Source organism: Streptomyces diastaticus subsp. diastaticus (assembly GCF_011170125.1).
GTDB classification, from domain to species: Bacteria; Actinomycetota; Actinomycetes; order Streptomycetales; family Streptomycetaceae; genus Streptomyces; species Streptomyces diastaticus.
In genome coordinates, this window is record NZ_BLLN01000002.1 from 1,066,145 (window position 1) to 1,082,373 (window position 16,229).

Consider the following 16,229-nt stretch of genomic DNA (forward strand, 5'->3'; position numbering starts at 1 on the left):
CGGGCCGGGGGACCCGCCTCCACGCCCCCGCTGACGGCCCTTGGCGCGGGGGCAAGCCGTCGACGGGGCTCGCACGCGCGCGTTCCGGCCCCCTACGAGGCCGTGTCGCTCTCGTCCTGGTCACCGCTGGTCCCGCTCTCCAGGATGGAGACGATGGAGAAGAGCGAGAAGCAGATGCCGCCGAGCCCGGTCAGGACGCGCGCTCCGACGATCACCGCGCTGTCGTCCGACTCGAAGAGGAACGCCATGAGGAACAGGCACAGCAGAGCCGTGCCCACGGGGATCAGCGGCACCCGGTTGGCCAGGGGAGCCGTGCGCCGCCAGACGAGTGCGAGCAGCAGGACCTTGCTGAGGATGCTCCAGCAGACGAGCCCCAGGCCGATGAGCACGAACCCCGCGGACAACTGGGAGGAGCGGCTGTGCGCGGCGACGACCACGAGGCCCAGGATGACGCCGACGGCTCCCAGCACGGCGGCGGCCACGGGCCAGAGCACGCGTTCCCGCGGCGCGTAGGTGTTCTGGATCTGTCGCAGGATGCTCGCCACCAGACCGATCAGGCAGGTGCAGACGAGCGCCAGGCCCACCATCACGTGGCCGGAGGTGAAACGGCCGGCCGGGGCCCCACCGCCCCCGCCGGCCAGCAGGATGAAGGCCCACACCCAGGTGGTCAGGGCCGCGAGGACGGGAAGTGCCGACAGGGCACCTGCGGCGGGTGCGCTGAACGGTGCCGGTGAGCGCGGCGGGGAGCCCTCGGGCAGTGCCGAGTTCTCGGTGATCAGAAGGAACCGGGTGGAGCTGGTGGCCACACACGAGACGCACACGCAGATCATGGAGACGCCGAAGACGACGTGTCCGGCGACGAAGTCGGGCGGCGGCCTGGGGTTCTGGGCGAGCAGGGAGAGGCCGTAGCCCATGGTGGCGCCGCTGACCGCGAAACCGAACACGGGGTACAGCCACCGGTCCGTCGTGGTGTACCGGCCGATGAGCTGCCTGATGATGGTGGCCGCCGTGGCGAACAGGCAGAGGCAGATCGCCGCCAGGGAGAGGAGCACCAGGCCCGCCACTCGGGCGGACGGCCCGGACGAGTGGGCCAGCACGTATCCGCCCAACGCGGCGGACACCCCGGCCATCAACACCGGGATGGCACGGAAGAGGACACTGATCCTGTAGTCCATCGAGCCTCCACGACGACGGGGTCAGTTCATCATCGGGCGGGGCCCGCCGGGTCGCCACAGGAGGCCGGCCGGGACCCTCCCGGCCGGCCTCGCCGGTACGTGGGCTCCCGATCGGGCGGGGCCCCCTTCTCCAGCGGGGCCGGGACGCCGATCGTCGCGGTGCCCGCGGCCGAGGTGGCCCTCGCGCTCGTCGCGGCCCCGCCGGAGGCCGGTGCGCTCCCGGCGCCCGGCCTCGGCGGCGGGTGGCGAGGCACTCGCGAGACCTCCGGAGCGGCGGCGCCCTCCGTACCCTGGGGTCATGCGTATGCGACCCACCCTGAGCTGGACGCCGACCGGGGAGCCGTCGCCGGGCACCACGGACCTGGCGCCGGTCGCCGAGGCACTGGGCGGCGGCGGGGTGCTGGTGCTGAGCGGCGCGGGCATCTCCACGGAGTCGGGCATCCCCGACTACCGGGGCGAGGGCGGGAGCCTGAGCCGCCACACCCCGATGACCTACCAGGACTTCACCGCCGATCCCGCCGCCCGGCGCCGGTACTGGGCGCGCAGCCATCTCGGCTGGCGCACCTTCGGCCGGGCCCGTCCCAACGCCGGGCACCGGGCCGTGGCCGCGTTCGGGCGGCACGGGCTGCTCTGCGGGGTGATCACCCAGAACGTCGACGGACTGCACCAGGCCGCCGGCAGTGAGGGCGTCGTGGACCTGCACGGGCGTCTGGACCGGGTCGTCTGCCTCGACTGCGGTTCCTTCAGCCCGCGCCGGGAGCTGGCGTGGCGCCTGGAGGAGGTCAACGAGGGGTTCTCGCCGGTGGCCGCCGGGATCAACCCGGACGGGGACGCCGATCTCACCGACGGCCAGGTCGGCGACTTCCAGGTGGTGCCCTGCACCGTCTGCGGCGGCGTCCTCAAGCCGGACGTGGTGTTCTTCGGCGAGACGGTGCCCCCGGAGCGGGCCGAGCACTGCCGCGCGCTGGTCCGGGAGGCGAGGACGCTGCTGGTCCTGGGTTCCTCGCTGACGGTGATGTCAGGACTCCGGTTCGTCCGCCAGGCGGCCCAGGCCGGCCGGCCCGTGCTGATCGTCAACCGGGACCCGACCCGCGGCGACCGGCACGCCCTCACCCGAGTCGCCCTGCCGCTGGGCGACGCCCTCACCGACGTGGCCGGCCGGCTGGGCGTGCCGCTCGACGAGAGGGCGCCCACGGAGACGGAACCACCGGCAGGCCCCGGTGCGTGACACCCGGCCTCGACGCTGACCGGGCCTCGCGCCAGGCCCGGCACGGGTCGGCCTACAGGCGCGGGCCTTTCGCCGGGCGACGAAGGCGAAGGTGAGGACGACGAGGAGTACGCCGCTGAGCGCGGCGATCACGCCGGGGACGATCGGCGCGATGTGCGCGGCGATGCCGCCCGCGACGGCTCCGAAGCTGCCGACCGCGACGAGGAGAGCGGCGAAGGCCCGCACGGTCCTGATCTCCTCGTGCGTCGCCTCGCCGGGGCCGGTGCGGCCCCGGCGCCCGGCCTCAGCGGCGGGCCAGCCGGCGGCTGTGGCCCACGCCGAACTCCAGGCCGTAGTGGTCGAAGATGCCCTGCTCCTGCTCGGCGAGGAGTTCCCCGTCGGGACTGATGGCGGGCGCCTCCTTCACCAGCTGCTTGGGCCAGGCCAGCTTCACGTACGAGGGGGAGACGACCGCCTTCTCCAGCGGAGCGAAGGTGATGCGCCGGCGGGTCGGCAGCCCGACCAGGACGCCGACGAAGAACGGGCGGTCGCTGACCGTGTCCACGTACACCGACTCCAGCGTGCCGATCTTGTGGCCCTCCGAGTCCACGACGTTGTGGTCCCGCCAGTCCCTGATGTTCTCCGCCTCGATCATGGGGGTGCTCCTCGTGGTCCGTGCCGTGCCGATGCCGCCGATGCCGTCATCGTGCCCCCTCCCGCCCCGACCATGACCCCGGACGCGCCCGGGGCGGACCTGGTTCAGGGGGCGTCCGCGGCCACCGCCCGCACCCAGATCCGGTCCTCCGTCAGATACCTGTCGACCTTCAGTCCCGCCTCGGCCAGGGCGTCCTCGAACTGCCGGCGGGTCATCGGCCGGGAGAGGAAGGTCTGCGTCCACTGGGCGTCCCGGGCGGTGCCGCCCGGTGGCCCGGACCGCACGAGCGGTCACCCTCCGAAGTCACCCGGAATGCACCCCCGGGGGAGCGGGCATAGCGTTAAGGCATGGCAGAGACGTACGAGGTCATCGTCGTGGGAGGCGGCTTCGCGGGAATCGAAGCCGCCAAGAAGCTCGGCCGTGCCGGGGTGCGGACCCTGCTGGTGGACGTGCACGGGTACCACCAGTTCCAGCCGCTGCTCTACCAGCTGGCCACCGCGCAGATCGGGGTGTCCGAGCTGGCCCGGCCGTTGCGGTCGATCTTCCGCAACCAGCCGTCGGTCCGGGTGCTCACGGCCAGAGTGAGCGCCGTCGATCCCGAACGGCGGTCCATCACCCTCTCCGACGGGACCGTGTACGAGGCCGACGACGCGCTGATCGTCGCCTGCGGCGCCGAGGCCAACTTCTTCAACACCCCGGGCGCCCGCGAGAACGCCTACCCCCTGTACTCCGCCACCGACGCCACCCGGCTCGGCTCCGAGCTGGTGGCCCTGCTCGACCAGGCCGACAAGGACACCGGGCAGAAGTCCATGAACGTGGCCGTGGTCGGTGCCGGGCCCACCGGGGTGGAGACCGCCGGTGCCATCGCCGACGCCATCAACTACGTCGTCCCGAAGCTCTTCGCGGGCGGCCTCGCCAAACGGTGCTCGGTCGCGCTGGTGGACATGGTCGACCGGACGCTCGGCGGCTTCAGCGAGAAGTCCCAGGCGTACGCGGCCAGCCGGCTCGTCGAGCGCGGCGTGCGGCTCAAGCTGGGCTCGGCCGTCACCGAGGTGCGCAAGGACGGGCTCAGCTTCGCCGACGGCGCCACCATGGACGCCGACCTGGTCATCTGGGCCGGCGGCCTCAAGGCCGGGCCGCTGCTGCGCGAGTCGGGCATGCCGCAGGGGCGCGGCGGCCGCGTCGACGTCGGCAAGGACCTGACCGCGCCCGGCTACGACGGGCGGGTCTACGTCCTCGGCGACGCCGCCAACATCACCGACGACCGTGACGAGCGGCTGCCGCAACTCGGCTCCGTCGCCAAGCAGTCGGGAGCATGGGCGGCCCGCAACATCCTCGCGCAACGGGCCGGGCGGCCGACCGAACCGTTCGGGTACAAGGACCGCGGCTACATGGCGATGATCGGGCGCGGCTCGGCCGTGGCCGAGCTGGGACGCAGCCGACGGCTGGTGCGCGGCCCCGCCGCCTTCATGGTCTGGCTCGCCGTCCACCTGGCGCTGCTCTCCGGCGCCAGCCAGAAGGCCCGCGCCCTGGTGTCGTGGATCTTCACCTATCTCAGCCACACCCGGCAGCACGTCTTCGTCGGCAGCCCCGAACAGGCCGCCGTGGAGGAGGGCGCGGACCGGCCCGCCGCCTGAGCGGGCCGCCGGTGACCGGCCCGCCCCGCGACGGTGGCGGGTGCCGGGGCGTACGCGGCCGGGGGTGGACTCCTCCGGCCGCGCCGCTGTGTACTGGGCGGCCGGCGGCCGGACCCTCCGGCGCCGGCGAGGGGACGGGGCGCGTGGACACGACGACGGCGACGGCACTGGTCATCCAGAACTTTCCGCGCGGCGGCCCCGGACGCTGGGCGCCCTGGCTGACGGCGGCCGGGGTCACCCCGGTGGTCGTCCGGGCGTACGAGGGCGAGCCGGTGCCCGAGCGGCTCGGCCACGCGGCCCTCCTCGTCCTCGGCGGCGGCTACCTCCCCGACGAGGACGACCGCGCTCCCTGGCTCGCTCCCACCCGGGCCCTCGCCCGGCAGGCCCTGGACGAGGGTGTCCCCTACTTCGGCATCTGCCTCGGCGGCCAGCTCCTGGCCCAGGTCGCCGGCGGCGAGGTGCGCGGGGAGCACGGCCGTCCCGAGTTCGGCTCGACCCGGCTGCGGCTGCGTCCCGAGACCGCCGGTGACCCGCTCTTCGACGCGCTGCCGCCGGGGCCCGCCGCGATCCAGAACCACGTCGACGCCATCACCCGCCTGCCCGCGGGCGCCCACTGGCTGGCCGACAGCGAACACTGCCCCTACCAGGCGTTCCGGGTGGGGGAACGGGCGTGGGGCGTCCAGTTCCACCCCGAGGCCGAGCCGGACGGCATCCTCCGCTGGAACGAGGACCGGCTGCGACGGTACGGACACGAGCGCGGAGCCCTGCACCGGGCCGCCGCCGCGGACGACGCCGAGGCGGCGGCGGTGTGGGGCGAGGTGGCGGGGCGGTTCGGGGCGCTGGTACGCGGAGACGAGCGCGCCGAGCGCTGTGGCTGAGCCGCCGCCGGCGGGCCGCCCCTTTCCGGTGGGCGCGTCCCCGGCCGTGCCCACGCCCTAGACTGGCCCCGCCGACCAGGCAGGGGGCCGACAGGGAGAGGGCGGGCGACAGTGGTGCAGGACGTCGGGTTCCAGGACCCCTCGGCCGAGGTGCTCGCCGCCGCGGCCACCACGTTCGGGCTCCTGTCGTCGGCCGCGCGGCTGCACATCGTCTGGGCGCTGGCCGAGGGCGAGAGCGACGTGAGCGGACTCGCCCTGCGGGTCGGCGGAGCGCTGCCCGCCGTCAGCCAGCACCTGACCAAGCTCAAGCTGGCCGGGCTGGTCCGCTCCCGGCGCGAGGGCCGCCGCCAGGTCTACTTCGTCGACGACCCGGACGTGGTCACCGTCGTCCAGTCGATGGTCGGCCGCCTCGCCGAGCAGGCGGCCGAGTCCGACCGGCCGCGGCGGCTGCGTGGAGCCGGTGGCTGAGCGGGCGGCCGCCTTCAGGGCGGCCGCACCCGTACCACCCCGGCCCCCCGCCCACGAACCCCTCGCACCGCCGGACGCCGCCGGCCTCACCGCGCTCCAGCTGCTGCGCGCCCACGGCAGCGGCCCGCGCGGCCTCACCGAGGACGAGGCGGCCCGGCGGCTCGCCCGGTACGGCGAGAACGCCCTCCCGGCACGCCGCCGCGTCACCCGGCGTCGCCGCCTGCTGCGGAGCCTGCGCGACCCCTTCACCACCGTGCTGCTCTGCCTCGGCGTGCTCTCCGCGGTGGTCGCCGCCTGGGGCACGGCGACCGTGATCCTCTCCCTGGTACTGGTGAGCTGTGTCCTGCGGGTCTCCGGCGAGCACCGGGCGGACCGTTCCGTCGCTCTGCTGCGGGCGCTGCTGCCGACCACGGCCACGGTGGTGCGCCGGGCGGAGGACGCGGCCGAGTCCCGGACGCGGGAGGTCCCGGTCGGCGAGGTGGTGCCCGGCGACGTGGTCCGGCTCGGCCCCGGCGACCTGGTCCCCGCCGACGTACGGCTGCTGCGGGCGACCGGGCTCAGCGTGCACCAGCAGGCGCTGACCGGGGAGTCGGCGCCGGTCCCCAAGCACGCCGTGCAGGAGCCGGGCGAGTCGCCGCCGGGCCCGTTCGCCCCGCCGCACCTCTGTTTCCAGGGCAGCAGCGTCGCCTACGGCAGCGCCACCGCGCTGGTCACCGCGACCGGTGCGGCCACCCGGTTCGCCGCCGCGCACCGGGCGGGCGACCGGCGGCGGTTCACCGCCTTCGACCGGTCGGTGCACGGCATCTCCTGGACCCTGATCCGCTTCATGCTGCTCACCCCGCCGCTGGTGCTGGTCGCCGGGGCGGCGCTTCACGGGCGCGGCCTGGAGACCCTGCCGTTCGCGGTGGCCGTCGCGGTCGGGCTGACCCCGGAGATGCTGCCCGTGGTGGTGACGACGGCGCTGGCCCGCGGCGCCGCCCGGCTCGCCCGCGAGCACCGGGTCATCGTCACCCGGCTGCCCGCCCTGCACGACCTGGGCTCCGTCGACGTGCTCTGCCTCGACAAGACCGGCACCCTCACGCAGGACCGGCCCGTCGTCACCGGCGCCCTGGACGCCGAGGGCCGCGACGACCCGGAGGTCCTGCGGTGGGCCGCCGCCAACGCCTGGTGGACGCTGCACCTGGCGGACCTGCCGGTCCCGGACGCCCTGGACGAGGCGGTGCTGGAGGCGGCGCAGGAGATGGCCGACGGGCCGGAGGGCGTCGCCGCGCTCCCCTTCGACCCGGTCCGCCGCCTGTCCACCGCCGTCCTCCGCACCCCCGGCCGGCTCGGCCGCGACACCCTCGTCGTCAAGGGCGCCGTCGAGCAGGTCCTCGACCGGTGCGTCCTCGACGCCGAGGAGCGGGCCCGCCTCCTCGACCTGGCCGCCGCCGAGGCCGCCGCCGGCTCCCGGCTCCTCGCGGTGGCCGTCGCCGAGCGGCCCGCCCGGCACGGCGAGTGGTCCCACGCCGACGAGCGCGGGCTGACCTTCCGGGGCCTGGTCACCTTCGGTGACGCCCTCGCCCCGACCGCCGCCGACGCCCTCGCGGAACTGGCCGGGCGCGGTGTCGGCGTCAAGATCCTCACCGGGGACCACCCGGGCACCGCCGCACAGGTCTGCCGTGCTCTCGGCCTGGACCCGGGCCGGGTGCTCACCGCCGACGAGGCCGACCGGCTCACCGACGCGGAACTCGGCCCGGCCGCCCGGCGCACGGCGGTCTTCGCGCGGTGCGGGCCCGAGCACAAGGCGCGGATCGTCACCGCGCTGCGCGCCACCGGGCACACCGTCGGGTTCCTCGGCGACGGCGTCAACGACCTGCCCGCCCTGCACGCCGCCGACGTCGGCCTGTGCCCGCGCGAGTCGGTGGACGCGGTGCGCGAGTGCGCCGACGTGGTCCTCGCCGAGAAGGACCTGGCCGCCGTCGACCGGGCGATCACCGCCGGACGCCACAGCGGCGGCAACATCGGCACCTACCTGCGCATCACCCTCTCCTCCAACCTCGGCAACGTCTTCGCGATGCTCGCCACCGCCCTGCTGCTGCCCTTCCTGCCGATGCTCCCGGCGCAGGTCCTGGTGCAGAACCTCTGCTTCGACGCCGCCCAGCTCGCCTTCGCCTACGAACGCCCCTCGCGAGCCGTGCTGCGCCGCCCGACCCGGCTGCGCCCGCGCGGCTTCCTCCGCTTCATCACCGGCTTCGGCCTGATCAACGCCGCCGCAGACGTGGCGACCTTCGGCGTCCTGGCCCTCACCACGCACGGCGCGCACGCCTCGCAGGAGGCGTTCCACGCGGGCTGGTTCACCGAGAACCTGCTCACCCAGGCCCTGGTCATGGTCGTCCTGCGCGGCGGCCGGCACGCCGCCGAGGGCCGGACGGCGGGACCGGTCCACCGGGCCGCGCTCGGGCTGGCGGTCATCGGTGTCCTGCTGCCGCTCTCCCCGCTCGGCCCGCCGCTGGCGATGGGCACGCTGCCCCCGCTGTACTACGTCCTGCTCGCCACCGTGCTGGCCCTGTACGCGGCGGTGCTGGTGGTGGCACGCGACCGGTACGGGCGGGCCGCCGACGCGGGCTGAGCCCCGGCCCGGTCAGCCGTAGCTCAGGTCGGAGCAGATGTCGTCGGCGGCGGAGCGGGAGTCCCGGCCGGCGTCCGACGGCTCTGCCGCCTCGTCGTCCTCGGGGGCGTCGGCGTACTCCTGGCCCACGGTGACGCGGATGCCCGGATCCGGGGAGGCGGCGAGTTCCGCGCCGGGGAAGAGGCGGGCGGCGGTGGCGGCCGCCTCGCGGTCGCCGGGGCCGTGGTGGACGACGGTGGCGGTGCGGCCCTGGTCCAGGTCGGTGGCGGTGCCGGTGACGGTGAAGCCGTGCGCGGTGAGGGCGTCGGCGGCGCGGGCGGCGAGGCCGGTGACGGTGGTGCCGTTGCGGACGGAGACCTGGATGCCGGTGCCGTCGACCTCGGCCGGTTCCGCCTTGCCGCCGCCCTTCTTCTTCTGGTCGCCGGAGGGCTCGTCGAGGGGCTCGTCGGCGCGCAGGGCGGCCCACAGGGCGTCGGCCTCGGGCTGGACGACGGCGACGCGTGCGCCCTCGTACCGCCAGGGGACGGTGACGAAGCGGATGTCGTCCAGTTCGACGTCCTTGAGCGACATGGCGAAGGAGATGAGGCGGTCGGCCGAGCCGAGGCCGGGGTCGACGGTGAGGGAGCGGGTCGCCGCGTCGGCGAGCGGCAGCAGGCGGGTGGGGGTCAGCCCGTCCTCGCGCACCTTCTTCATCAGGGCGCCCACGAACGCCTGCTGCCGCTTGATCCGCCCGATGTCGGAACCGTCGCCGACGCCGTACCGCAGCCGCACGTAGTCCAGCGCGGCCTGGCCCTGGACCTCCTGCACGCCTTTGCGGAAGACGCGCTCGCCCCGGGTGGGGCGGTTGGGGTCGAGATCGCGCTGGTAGACGTCGTCGGGCAGGCATATCCGCACCCCGCCCACCGCTTCGGTGAGGGCGGCGAACCCCTGGAAGTCGACGACCACGGTGTGGTCGACCCGGAGGCCGGTCAGCTTCTCGACGGTGTTCTGGGTGCAGGCGGGGTTGCCCCCGGGGGTGTCGCCCACGGAGAAGGCGGCGTTGAACATGGCCTGGTCGCGCGGCTCGGTCCAGGTGCCGTCGGGGAGTTTGCAGGCGGGTATCTCCACGAGCGTGTCCCGGGGTATGGAGACGGCCACCGCGTGCTCCCCGTCGGCGTACACGTGGAGCAGGAAGGCGGTGTCGGAGCGGCCGACGTCCCCCTCGCCACCGCCCAGCGAGCTGTTCTCGCCCGAGCGCGAGTCGGAGCCGATGACCAGCACGTTCTGGCCGAGGGCGGCGGAGGAGGGGCGGTGGTCGGAGAGTCCGTCGGCACCGAACGTGTCGATGTTGCCGTTCAGCCGCAGAAACGCCCAGCCGACGCCCGCCCCCACCAGCACGGCCAGCGACAGGCCGACGGCGAGCACGGTCCGCAGCGGCCGGCGGGGCCGGTCCCGGTGCCGTCGCCGGGAGCGCCCGCGCCCGCCTTCCCGGTGTCCGGCCGCCGGGCCGGGGCCGTCCGTCCGCCTGTCCGCCCGTGCCATCCGCCGCCCTCACCGTCGTCCGCCGTTGTTATGGTTGCGCAATCTAGCAACTGACGAGGCGGGGTCACCCCCGGGGGCCCGCGCCGCACGAGGAGAGGACGGGCCCGCCGTGTACGCCAACGCCCTGAAGCCCTGGCATCTGCTGATCGTGGCCCTGGTGGTCATCGTGCTCTTCGGCTCGAAGAGGCTCCCTGACGCCGCACGCGGACTGGGGCGCTCCCTGCGCATCCTGAAGAGCGAGGCGCGGGCGCTGAAGGAGGAGGACCGGGGAGCCGGTGAGCCGGCCTCCGCCTCCGGTGAGGCGGGTGCCGGGGTCGCGCCGGCCGGAAGCGGCCCGGTCGCCGACGCTCGGGCCGGGGAGGCGGCGGCCGGCCGGGGCAAGGGTGCCGAGGCCGAGCGGCCCGGTCCGCCCGCCGCCTGAGCGCGCTGTCGGCGCCGGTGCGCCCGGTGCGTGCGCCGCCGCCGGGCTCACGGGCTGCCGGGGTCGTACCCGTACCGCAGGGGTGCGCGCTTCACCCCCCAGTCGCGCCGGTACACGTACACCTCGGCGACGCCGAACGCGCCGCCGCCCGGTCCCGGTTCCGCCGCGCACGGGCGCGTGACCTGGAGGATCGGTGGGCGCCCGGCGACGCGCAGGCGCAGTCCGGTGGCGGGGCCGCCGTCCAGTACGGCGAGTTCGGCCTCGGTGGGGTGCGGGTCGGCGGGGGCGGCCGGACCGTTCGGGGTCGTCGCATCGTCCATGCCGCCCAGCATAGTTCTCTACTTACGCAAGTGTTGAAGGCAGTTCACGTCCGCCCCGCGGCGTCCCGGACCCGGGCGAGCCACTCCCGGCCCAGCCGCGTGCCGTCGGGGAACCGGTCCTCCCGGTCCCAGCGCCACACCGCGACGATCGCCGACACGAGGAGCCGGCACCGGCGCAGCAACTCCTGGTCGGCGCCCGGGTAGTGGGCTCCGGCCGCCTCGGGCGTGTGCGCCAGGTCGAACTCGACCGGGCCCCGGCAGCAGGTCTCCAGGTCGATGAAGAGCGGGCCCCGCGCGGTGGCGAGCACGTTGCCCGGGTGCGGCTCGCCGTGCAGCAACTGCTCGGGGGCGCCGCGCGCGGTGATCCACTCCGCCGTGGCGCCCAGGGTCTCCTGGAGCAGCGCCCGGTCCTCCGGGGCGAGGGCGGGGGTGCGGTCGTGGTCGGCCAGGAGGTGCTGCGCCCGCGCGACCCGCTCGGTGAACCGGGGCGCCGGTACGTCCAGTTCCCGCATCCCGGCGTGCAGCACGGCCAGTGCCCGGGCGAGGTCGGCGGGCGGGACGCCGCCCGGCGCCACCGGCGGGTAGTAGGTCCACAGGGTGACGACGAAGCCGTCCCGCTCGTGGACGTCCGGCGCCACCCGGGGGTCGAGCGTGCCGACCGGGCAGCCCGCCGCGGTGAGCCGCCGGGCGAGTCCGACCTCGAACCGCGCGACCTGGTCGGCCACGGGAGCCACCCGGGCCAGGGTGTCGGCGGGCAGCAGCCGCAGGGTGAGCTTGTTGGAGTCGTGCAGCACGGCCGCCTCCTCGGCGGGCAGACCGAGCGAGGCGGCGACCTCTCTGGCCGCGACGACCGCGCGGTGGACCTCGGGCTCACGCATCGGCACCGACCCCTCCTCCTCGCGCGGGCCCGGCCGCTCCGGGCACGCGACCCGCGTACCGTACCGAGCCACCGGGCCCGCCCGCTCCTCAATTCCGCGCCGCCCGCGGCCTCACCCCTCGTTCATCGGCACCCGCACGCCGCGCTCCCGCGCCACCTCGCTCGCGTGCGGGTAGCCCGCGTCGGTGTGGCGCAGGACGCCCATGGCGGGGTCGTTGGTGAGGACGCGTTCCAGCTTGGCGGCGGCCAGCGCGGTGCCGTCGGCGACGCAGACCTGACCGGCGTGGACCGAGCGGCCCATGCCGACGCCGCCGCCGTGGTGCAGGGAGACCCAGGTGGCGCCGGAGGCGGTGTTGACCAGGGCGTTGAGCAGCGGCCAGTCGGCGATGGCGTCGGAGCCGTCGAGCATGGCCTCGGTCTCGCGGTAGGGGGAGGCGACCGAGCCGGAGTCGAGGTGGTCGCGGCCCAGCACGATCGGGGCGGAGAGTTCGCCGGAGGCGACCATCTCGTTGAAGCGGAGCCCCGCGCGGTGGCGTTCGCCGTAGCCCAGCCAGCAGATGCGCGCGGGCAGGCCCTCGTAGGTGACGCGTTCGCCGGCCATCTTGAGCCAGCGGTGCAGGTGGGTGTTGTCGGGGAAGAGTTCGACCAGCGCGCGGTCGGTCGCCTCGATGTCCTTCGGGTCGCCGGAGAGCGCCGCCCAGCGGAACGGTCCGCGCCCCTCCTCGAACAGCGGCCGGATGTAGGCGGGGACGAAGCCGGGGAAGGCGAAGGCCCGCTCGTAACCGCCCTTGCGGGCCTCGTCGCGGATCGAGTTGCCGTAGTCGAAGACCTCGGCGCCCGCGTCCTGGAAGCCGACCATCGCCTCCACGTGCCGGGCCATGGAGGCGCGGGCCCGCTCGGTGAAGGCGGCCGGGTCGGCGGCGGCCAGCGCGCGCCACGCGTCGACCGTGACGCCGACGGGCAGGTAGGCCAGCGGATCGTGGGCCGAGGTCTGGTCGGTGACGATGTCGACCGGGGCACCCCGGCGCAGCAGTTCGGGGAAGACCTCGGCGGCGTTGCCCTCCAGGCCGATGGAGAGCGGGCGGCGGGCGTCGCGGGCCTCGGTGGCCAGGCGCAGGGCGTGATCGAGGTCGTCGGCGGCCACGTCCAGGTAGCGGCGCTCGATGCGGCGGGCGATGCGGGTCGCGTCGGCCTCGACGCAGAGGGCGACGCCGTCGTTCATGGTGACGGCGAGCGGCTGGGCGCCGCCCATCCCGCCGAGCCCGGCGGTGAGCGTGATCGTCCCGGCGAGGCTGCCGCCGAACCGCTTGCGGGCGACGGCGCCGAAGGTCTCGAAGGTGCCCTGGAGGATGCCCTGGCTGCCGATGTAGATCCACGAACCGGCCGTCATCTGGCCGTACATGATGAGCCCGCGCTTCTCCAGGGAGCGGAACTCCTCCCAGTTGGCCCAGTCGCCGACCAGGTGGGAGTTGGCGATGAGCACGCGCGGCGCCCACTCGCTGGTACGCAGCACCCCGACGGGCTTGCCGGACTGCACGAGGAGCGTCTCGTCGTCCTTCAGCGTGCGCAGGGTGCGCACGATCGCGTGGTACGCCTCCCAGGTGCGGGCCGCCTTGCCGGTGCCGCCGTAGACGACCAGTTCCTCGGGGTGCTCGGCCACCTCCGGGTCGAGGTTGTTCATCAGCATCCGCAGCGCGCCCTCCTGCTGCCAGCCGAGGCAGCTCAGCCCGGTGCCGCGCGCGGCGCGGACGGGCGGGACGGTGGCGGGGGGCTCGGCGGACTCGGGGGACTCCGGGGGAACGCTGCTCACTGCTGCCTCCTGGGGTGGGCCGGGCGGACCGGGTCCCCCCATGACAGGGCGCGGCGTGAGGCCCGGCCAGAGGACGCGCCGCGAAATCTCGGATACGAGACGGCGGCTGGAGCCCGCGGGGCGCGCCCGGGCCGGCCCGGGGCGGTCAGCCGGCCTCGGCCCACCACCCGGGGGACACACTGAGCGTCCACAGCTCGCCCGCCTCCCGCCGGGCGTCCTCGTCCGCGCGGACGAAGATCCGCGCCCCGGACTCGGGCACCCGGTGGCGGTGGAAGCCCTCCGTCGTGCCGGCCGCGTCCGGTTCGTGCGCGACCGTGCAGCCGAGGCGGGCGATGGCGCCGGCCAGCTCCCCGAAGCGCGTCGAGGCGGCGAAGTCCCCGTACGCCTCGCGCAGGGGCGCCGGGACGTGCGAGGCGGTGTCCCACCGCAGGCGGTCCGCCCGCACGCTCACCCCGACGCACGGCCAGGCGCCGCCCTCCTCCTGGAACGTCAGCTCCACGAGTCCGTGGTCCCGGCGCAGCAGGCCCGCCTCCTCGACGTCGAGGAAGTCGCCGCCCAGGGCGGCCTCCCACTCGGCGGGCCGGGCGCCGACGCCCACCCCCAGCACCTGGCCACGGGTGGCGACACGGGCGTAGAAGTCCAGGCCGGACAGCATCGTCTCTCCATCGTCTCGATCAGGCGCGGTGGGGCTGCGACAAGCCTCGCAGAACCGGACGGCGCCGGGAGCACCCGCGTACGCGCTGAACATGCTGTCGTCCGCGAAGAGGGGGATACTGACGCGACGGAAGGGGGCATTCCGGTGGTGTCTCCGTGTGGTGCCGCCCGGGGCTCGCCGCCGGGCGACGGCTCCCGGCCGTACGGCCGGGCGGCGTCCCCCTCGCGGGGCCGCCCGCCGGGTGCGACGCGGGCCCGCCCCACCGCCGGTGGCGGCCCGGCCGTCGCCCGTTCGGTGGTGCCGCCAGGGAAGGAGGGAGCGGTGTCCGACAGTGACCGGCTCCTCAGGCGGTACCAGGCGCTGCTGGGCGCCGTGCCGCAGACGGTCTGGGTGCTGTCGCCCGACGGCGTCGTCACCACGCTGGTCGACGGCGGGGTGCAGGAGAAGCTGTGGCACCCGGCCGGCGGCGGCTCGTGGACCGACGCGATCCACCCCAAGGACCGGGACTGGTTCGAGCGCGAGTGGCGCAGGGGCGCCCGGCTGCGTACGCCCGTGGACGCCATCGTGCGGCTGCGGGTGGAGGGCGACCCCTCCCGCCACCGGCACGTACGCGTCGTCGCCGCACCCGTGCAGGAGCCCGGCGGGCGACTGGAATGGGTCGGCAGCGTCGCCGACGCGGAGGAGCACTGGCGCACCCGGACGCGGGAGAAGCTGCTGGCCCGCATGGCCCCGGTGCCGGCCGCCCGTGACCTCAGCGAGGCCTTCATGACGACCGCGGCGGCCGTCGTCCCCGAACTCGCCGACGCGGTCGCCATCTTCCTCGTCCCGCACGAGAAGGAGACCGACTTCTGGAGTACGGGCAGCGCCTCGGCGGCGTCCTCGATCGAGCGCGTCGACCTCGCCCCCGGCCTGCCCTCCCTGGCCCCCCTGGAGCCGGACTTCCTGCTGGGGCCGGTCGCGCGACGGGCGATGCGCGAGCAGCGGGCACGGCTGCTGACCTTCCCTTCGGGGCGGCCCCCCGAGACGGGCATCTCACCCGCCTCCAGCCGGTGGCTGCGGGAGGCCGGGGCGACGAGTGTGGCCCTGCTGCCCGTCGTGGTGGCCGGGCGGACGGTCGCGCTGGCCACCACGGCGACCTGCCGGGGCAACCCGCCCGCGGACGAGGGCGATCTCGGGCTGTTGCAGGACGTTTTCCAGCAGATGAGCGGGCCCCTGCGGCGGACGATGGAGTTGCAGAGCGCCCGTGACACGGCCCTCACGCTCCAGCAGTCCTTCCTCGCCGCCCCGCCGCTCGTCGACGGCCTCGTCAGCACGGCGCTCTACCACCCGGCCGACTCGGACGCGGAGGTCGGCGGGGACTGGTACGACGCCGTCAAGCTCTCGGACGGCGCACTCGCCCTGACCATCGGCGACATCGCGGGCCACGACGTGGACGCGGCCACCACCATGGGGCGCGTCAACAGCATGTTGCGCGCCCTCGCCTACGACAGCGGCCCGGCCGTCAGCCCCGCCCTCACCCTGGACCGCCTCGACCGGGTCGTGCAGGCGCTCGACAGTCCGTCGATGATCACGGCGGTCCACGCGATCCTGCGCCGGGAGACGGAGCACCTCTGGCGCGTCACCCTGTCCAACGCCGGCCACCCCCCGCCCCTGCTGATCCCCGCCGGGCAGCCGGCCCGGTACCTGCACAACCCGGCGGGCGCGGACCCGCCGCTCTGCGTCGCCGACGGCCTTCCCCGCTCCGACCAGGAGACGGAGCTGCGGGAGGGCGACGTCATGGTGTTCTACACCGACGGGCTGGTGGAGACCCCGGGCACCGACATCGGTCACAACCTCCGGCGCCTGCGCGAACGGACCGACGAACTGGCCGGCCGGGGGGCCTCCCTGCCCGCCCTGGTCCGCGGACTGCTGCCGCCGGTGCAGAATCGCCTGGACGACATCGCCGTCATCGCGCTGCAAGCACGGGCGGACCGGTGACGCCCGCACCGCGCACA

General features: G+C 75.2%; 14 protein-coding genes and 1 pseudogene. 7 read left to right on the forward strand and 8 right to left on the reverse strand.

Features of this window, described 5'->3' with window-relative positions; translation table 11 throughout:
* Positions 1-92 precede the first annotated feature (92 nt).
* On the reverse strand, positions 93-1,175 hold the full coding sequence (locus tag Sdia_RS06470; protein ID WP_100455387.1) for a DUF2776 family protein: 1,083 nt from the start codon (positions 1,173-1,175) through the stop codon (positions 93-95).
* 304 nt (positions 1,176-1,479) lie between these two features.
* Here Sdia_RS06470 and Sdia_RS06475 point away from each other — a divergent pair, with 304 nt between their 5' ends.
* Positions 1,480-2,403: an NAD-dependent protein deacetylase gene (locus tag Sdia_RS06475; RefSeq protein ID WP_189500460.1), complete on the forward strand. Its 924-nt coding sequence runs from the start codon at positions 1,480-1,482 to the stop codon at positions 2,401-2,403.
* A gap of 283 nt (positions 2,404-2,686) precedes the next feature.
* Here Sdia_RS06475 and Sdia_RS06480 read toward each other — a convergent pair whose 3' ends face one another.
* Together Sdia_RS06480 and Sdia_RS06485 are read right to left on the reverse strand one after the other, a co-directional pair.
* Entirely contained in the window at positions 2,687-3,037 is a 351-nt protein-coding gene (locus Sdia_RS06480; protein WP_100455390.1) for a PRC-barrel domain-containing protein, read from the reverse strand.
* Between the two features lie 104 nt (positions 3,038-3,141).
* Positions 3,142-3,288, reverse strand: a pseudogene (locus Sdia_RS06485) (SAM-dependent methyltransferase); the annotation flags it as partial.
* A gap of 96 nt (positions 3,289-3,384) precedes the next feature.
* On the opposite strand from Sdia_RS06485, the gene Sdia_RS06490 reads away from it, so the two are divergent.
* From Sdia_RS06490 to mgtA, 4 genes are all read left to right on the forward strand, one after another.
* The gene (locus Sdia_RS06490) at positions 3,385-4,674 is read left to right on the forward strand and encodes an NAD(P)/FAD-dependent oxidoreductase (protein WP_100455391.1); all 1,290 of its coding nucleotides are present in this window, start codon (positions 3,385-3,387) and stop codon (positions 4,672-4,674) included.
* A 143-nt stretch (positions 4,675-4,817) separates the two neighbouring features.
* Complete coding sequence (locus tag Sdia_RS06495) at positions 4,818-5,552, forward strand: type 1 glutamine amidotransferase (RefSeq protein ID WP_100455392.1); 735 nt, start codon at positions 4,818-4,820, stop codon at positions 5,550-5,552.
* 111 nt (positions 5,553-5,663) lie between these two features.
* Positions 5,664-6,020, forward strand: coding sequence for an ArsR/SmtB family transcription factor (locus tag Sdia_RS06500; RefSeq protein ID WP_100455393.1), 357 nt, complete (start codon positions 5,664-5,666; stop codon positions 6,018-6,020).
* Positions 6,004-8,631: a magnesium-translocating P-type ATPase gene (mgtA, locus tag Sdia_RS06505; RefSeq protein ID WP_100455394.1), complete on the forward strand. Its 2,628-nt coding sequence runs from the start codon at positions 6,004-6,006 to the stop codon at positions 8,629-8,631. Before Sdia_RS06500 ends, mgtA begins: the two co-directional genes overlap by 17 nt.
* Before the next feature lie 12 nt (positions 8,632-8,643).
* Here the strand turns inward: mgtA and Sdia_RS06510 are convergent, their stop codons facing one another.
* Positions 8,644-10,152, reverse strand: a complete 1,509-nt coding sequence (locus Sdia_RS06510) for an LCP family protein (protein ID WP_124287350.1) — start codon at positions 10,150-10,152, stop codon at positions 8,644-8,646.
* Positions 10,153-10,261: 109 nt separating this feature from the next.
* On the opposite strand from Sdia_RS06510, the gene tatA reads away from it, so the two are divergent.
* Positions 10,262-10,573, forward strand: a complete 312-nt coding sequence (tatA, locus tag Sdia_RS06515; RefSeq protein WP_100455396.1) for a Sec-independent protein translocase subunit TatA — start codon at positions 10,262-10,264, stop codon at positions 10,571-10,573.
* 47 nt (positions 10,574-10,620) lie between these two features.
* Here tatA and Sdia_RS06520 read toward each other — a convergent pair whose 3' ends face one another.
* From Sdia_RS06520 to Sdia_RS06535, 4 genes are all read right to left on the reverse strand, one after another.
* Entirely contained in the window at positions 10,621-10,893 is a 273-nt protein-coding gene (locus Sdia_RS06520) for a hypothetical protein (protein ID WP_370464577.1), read from the reverse strand.
* Positions 10,894-10,937: 44 nt separating this feature from the next.
* Positions 10,938-11,771: a phosphotransferase enzyme family protein gene (locus Sdia_RS06525; RefSeq protein WP_124287348.1), complete on the reverse strand. Its 834-nt coding sequence runs from the start codon at positions 11,769-11,771 to the stop codon at positions 10,938-10,940.
* Positions 11,772-11,882: 111 nt separating this feature from the next.
* Entirely contained in the window at positions 11,883-13,580 is a 1,698-nt protein-coding gene (gene hutU / locus Sdia_RS06530) for a urocanate hydratase (RefSeq protein WP_100455399.1), read from the reverse strand.
* Positions 13,581-13,725: 145 nt separating this feature from the next.
* Positions 13,726-14,235 (reverse strand): hypothetical protein, encoded by a 510-nt coding sequence (locus tag Sdia_RS06535; protein WP_100455400.1) that lies wholly within the window; start codon positions 14,233-14,235, stop codon positions 13,726-13,728.
* A 321-nt stretch (positions 14,236-14,556) separates the two neighbouring features.
* On the opposite strand from Sdia_RS06535, the gene Sdia_RS06540 reads away from it, so the two are divergent.
* Positions 14,557-16,212 carry a SpoIIE family protein phosphatase gene (locus Sdia_RS06540; protein WP_100455401.1) on the forward strand — a complete coding sequence of 552 codons (1,656 nt, stop codon included), beginning with the start codon at positions 14,557-14,559 and terminating at the stop codon, positions 16,210-16,212.
* Positions 16,213-16,229 lie beyond the last annotated feature (17 nt).

What these genes read in the sequence shown, in the direction of transcription:
- Sdia_RS06470 (WP_100455387.1), bottom strand. Translation starts at nt 1,175, where the DNA reads ATGGACTACAGGATCAGTGTCCTCTTCCGTGCCATCCCGGTGTTGATG.
- Sdia_RS06475 (WP_189500460.1), top strand. Translation starts at nt 1,480, where the DNA reads ATGCGACCCACCCTGAGCTGGACGCCGACCGGGGAGCCGTCGCCGGGC.
- Sdia_RS06480 (WP_100455390.1), bottom strand. Translation starts at nt 3,037, where the DNA reads ATGATCGAGGCGGAGAACATCAGGGACTGGCGGGACCACAACGTCGTG.
- Sdia_RS06490 (WP_100455391.1), top strand. Translation starts at nt 3,385, where the DNA reads ATGGCAGAGACGTACGAGGTCATCGTCGTGGGAGGCGGCTTCGCGGGA.
- Sdia_RS06510 (WP_124287350.1), bottom strand. Translation starts at nt 10,152, where the DNA reads ATGGCACGGGCGGACAGGCGGACGGACGGCCCCGGCCCGGCGGCCGGA.
- Sdia_RS06520 (WP_370464577.1), bottom strand. Translation starts at nt 10,893, where the DNA reads ATGGACGATGCGACGACCCCGAACGGTCCGGCCGCCCCCGCCGACCCG.
- Sdia_RS06525 (WP_124287348.1), bottom strand. Translation starts at nt 11,771, where the DNA reads ATGCGTGAGCCCGAGGTCCACCGCGCGGTCGTCGCGGCCAGAGAGGTC.
- Sdia_RS06535 (WP_100455400.1), bottom strand. Translation starts at nt 14,235, where the DNA reads ATGCTGTCCGGCCTGGACTTCTACGCCCGTGTCGCCACCCGTGGCCAG.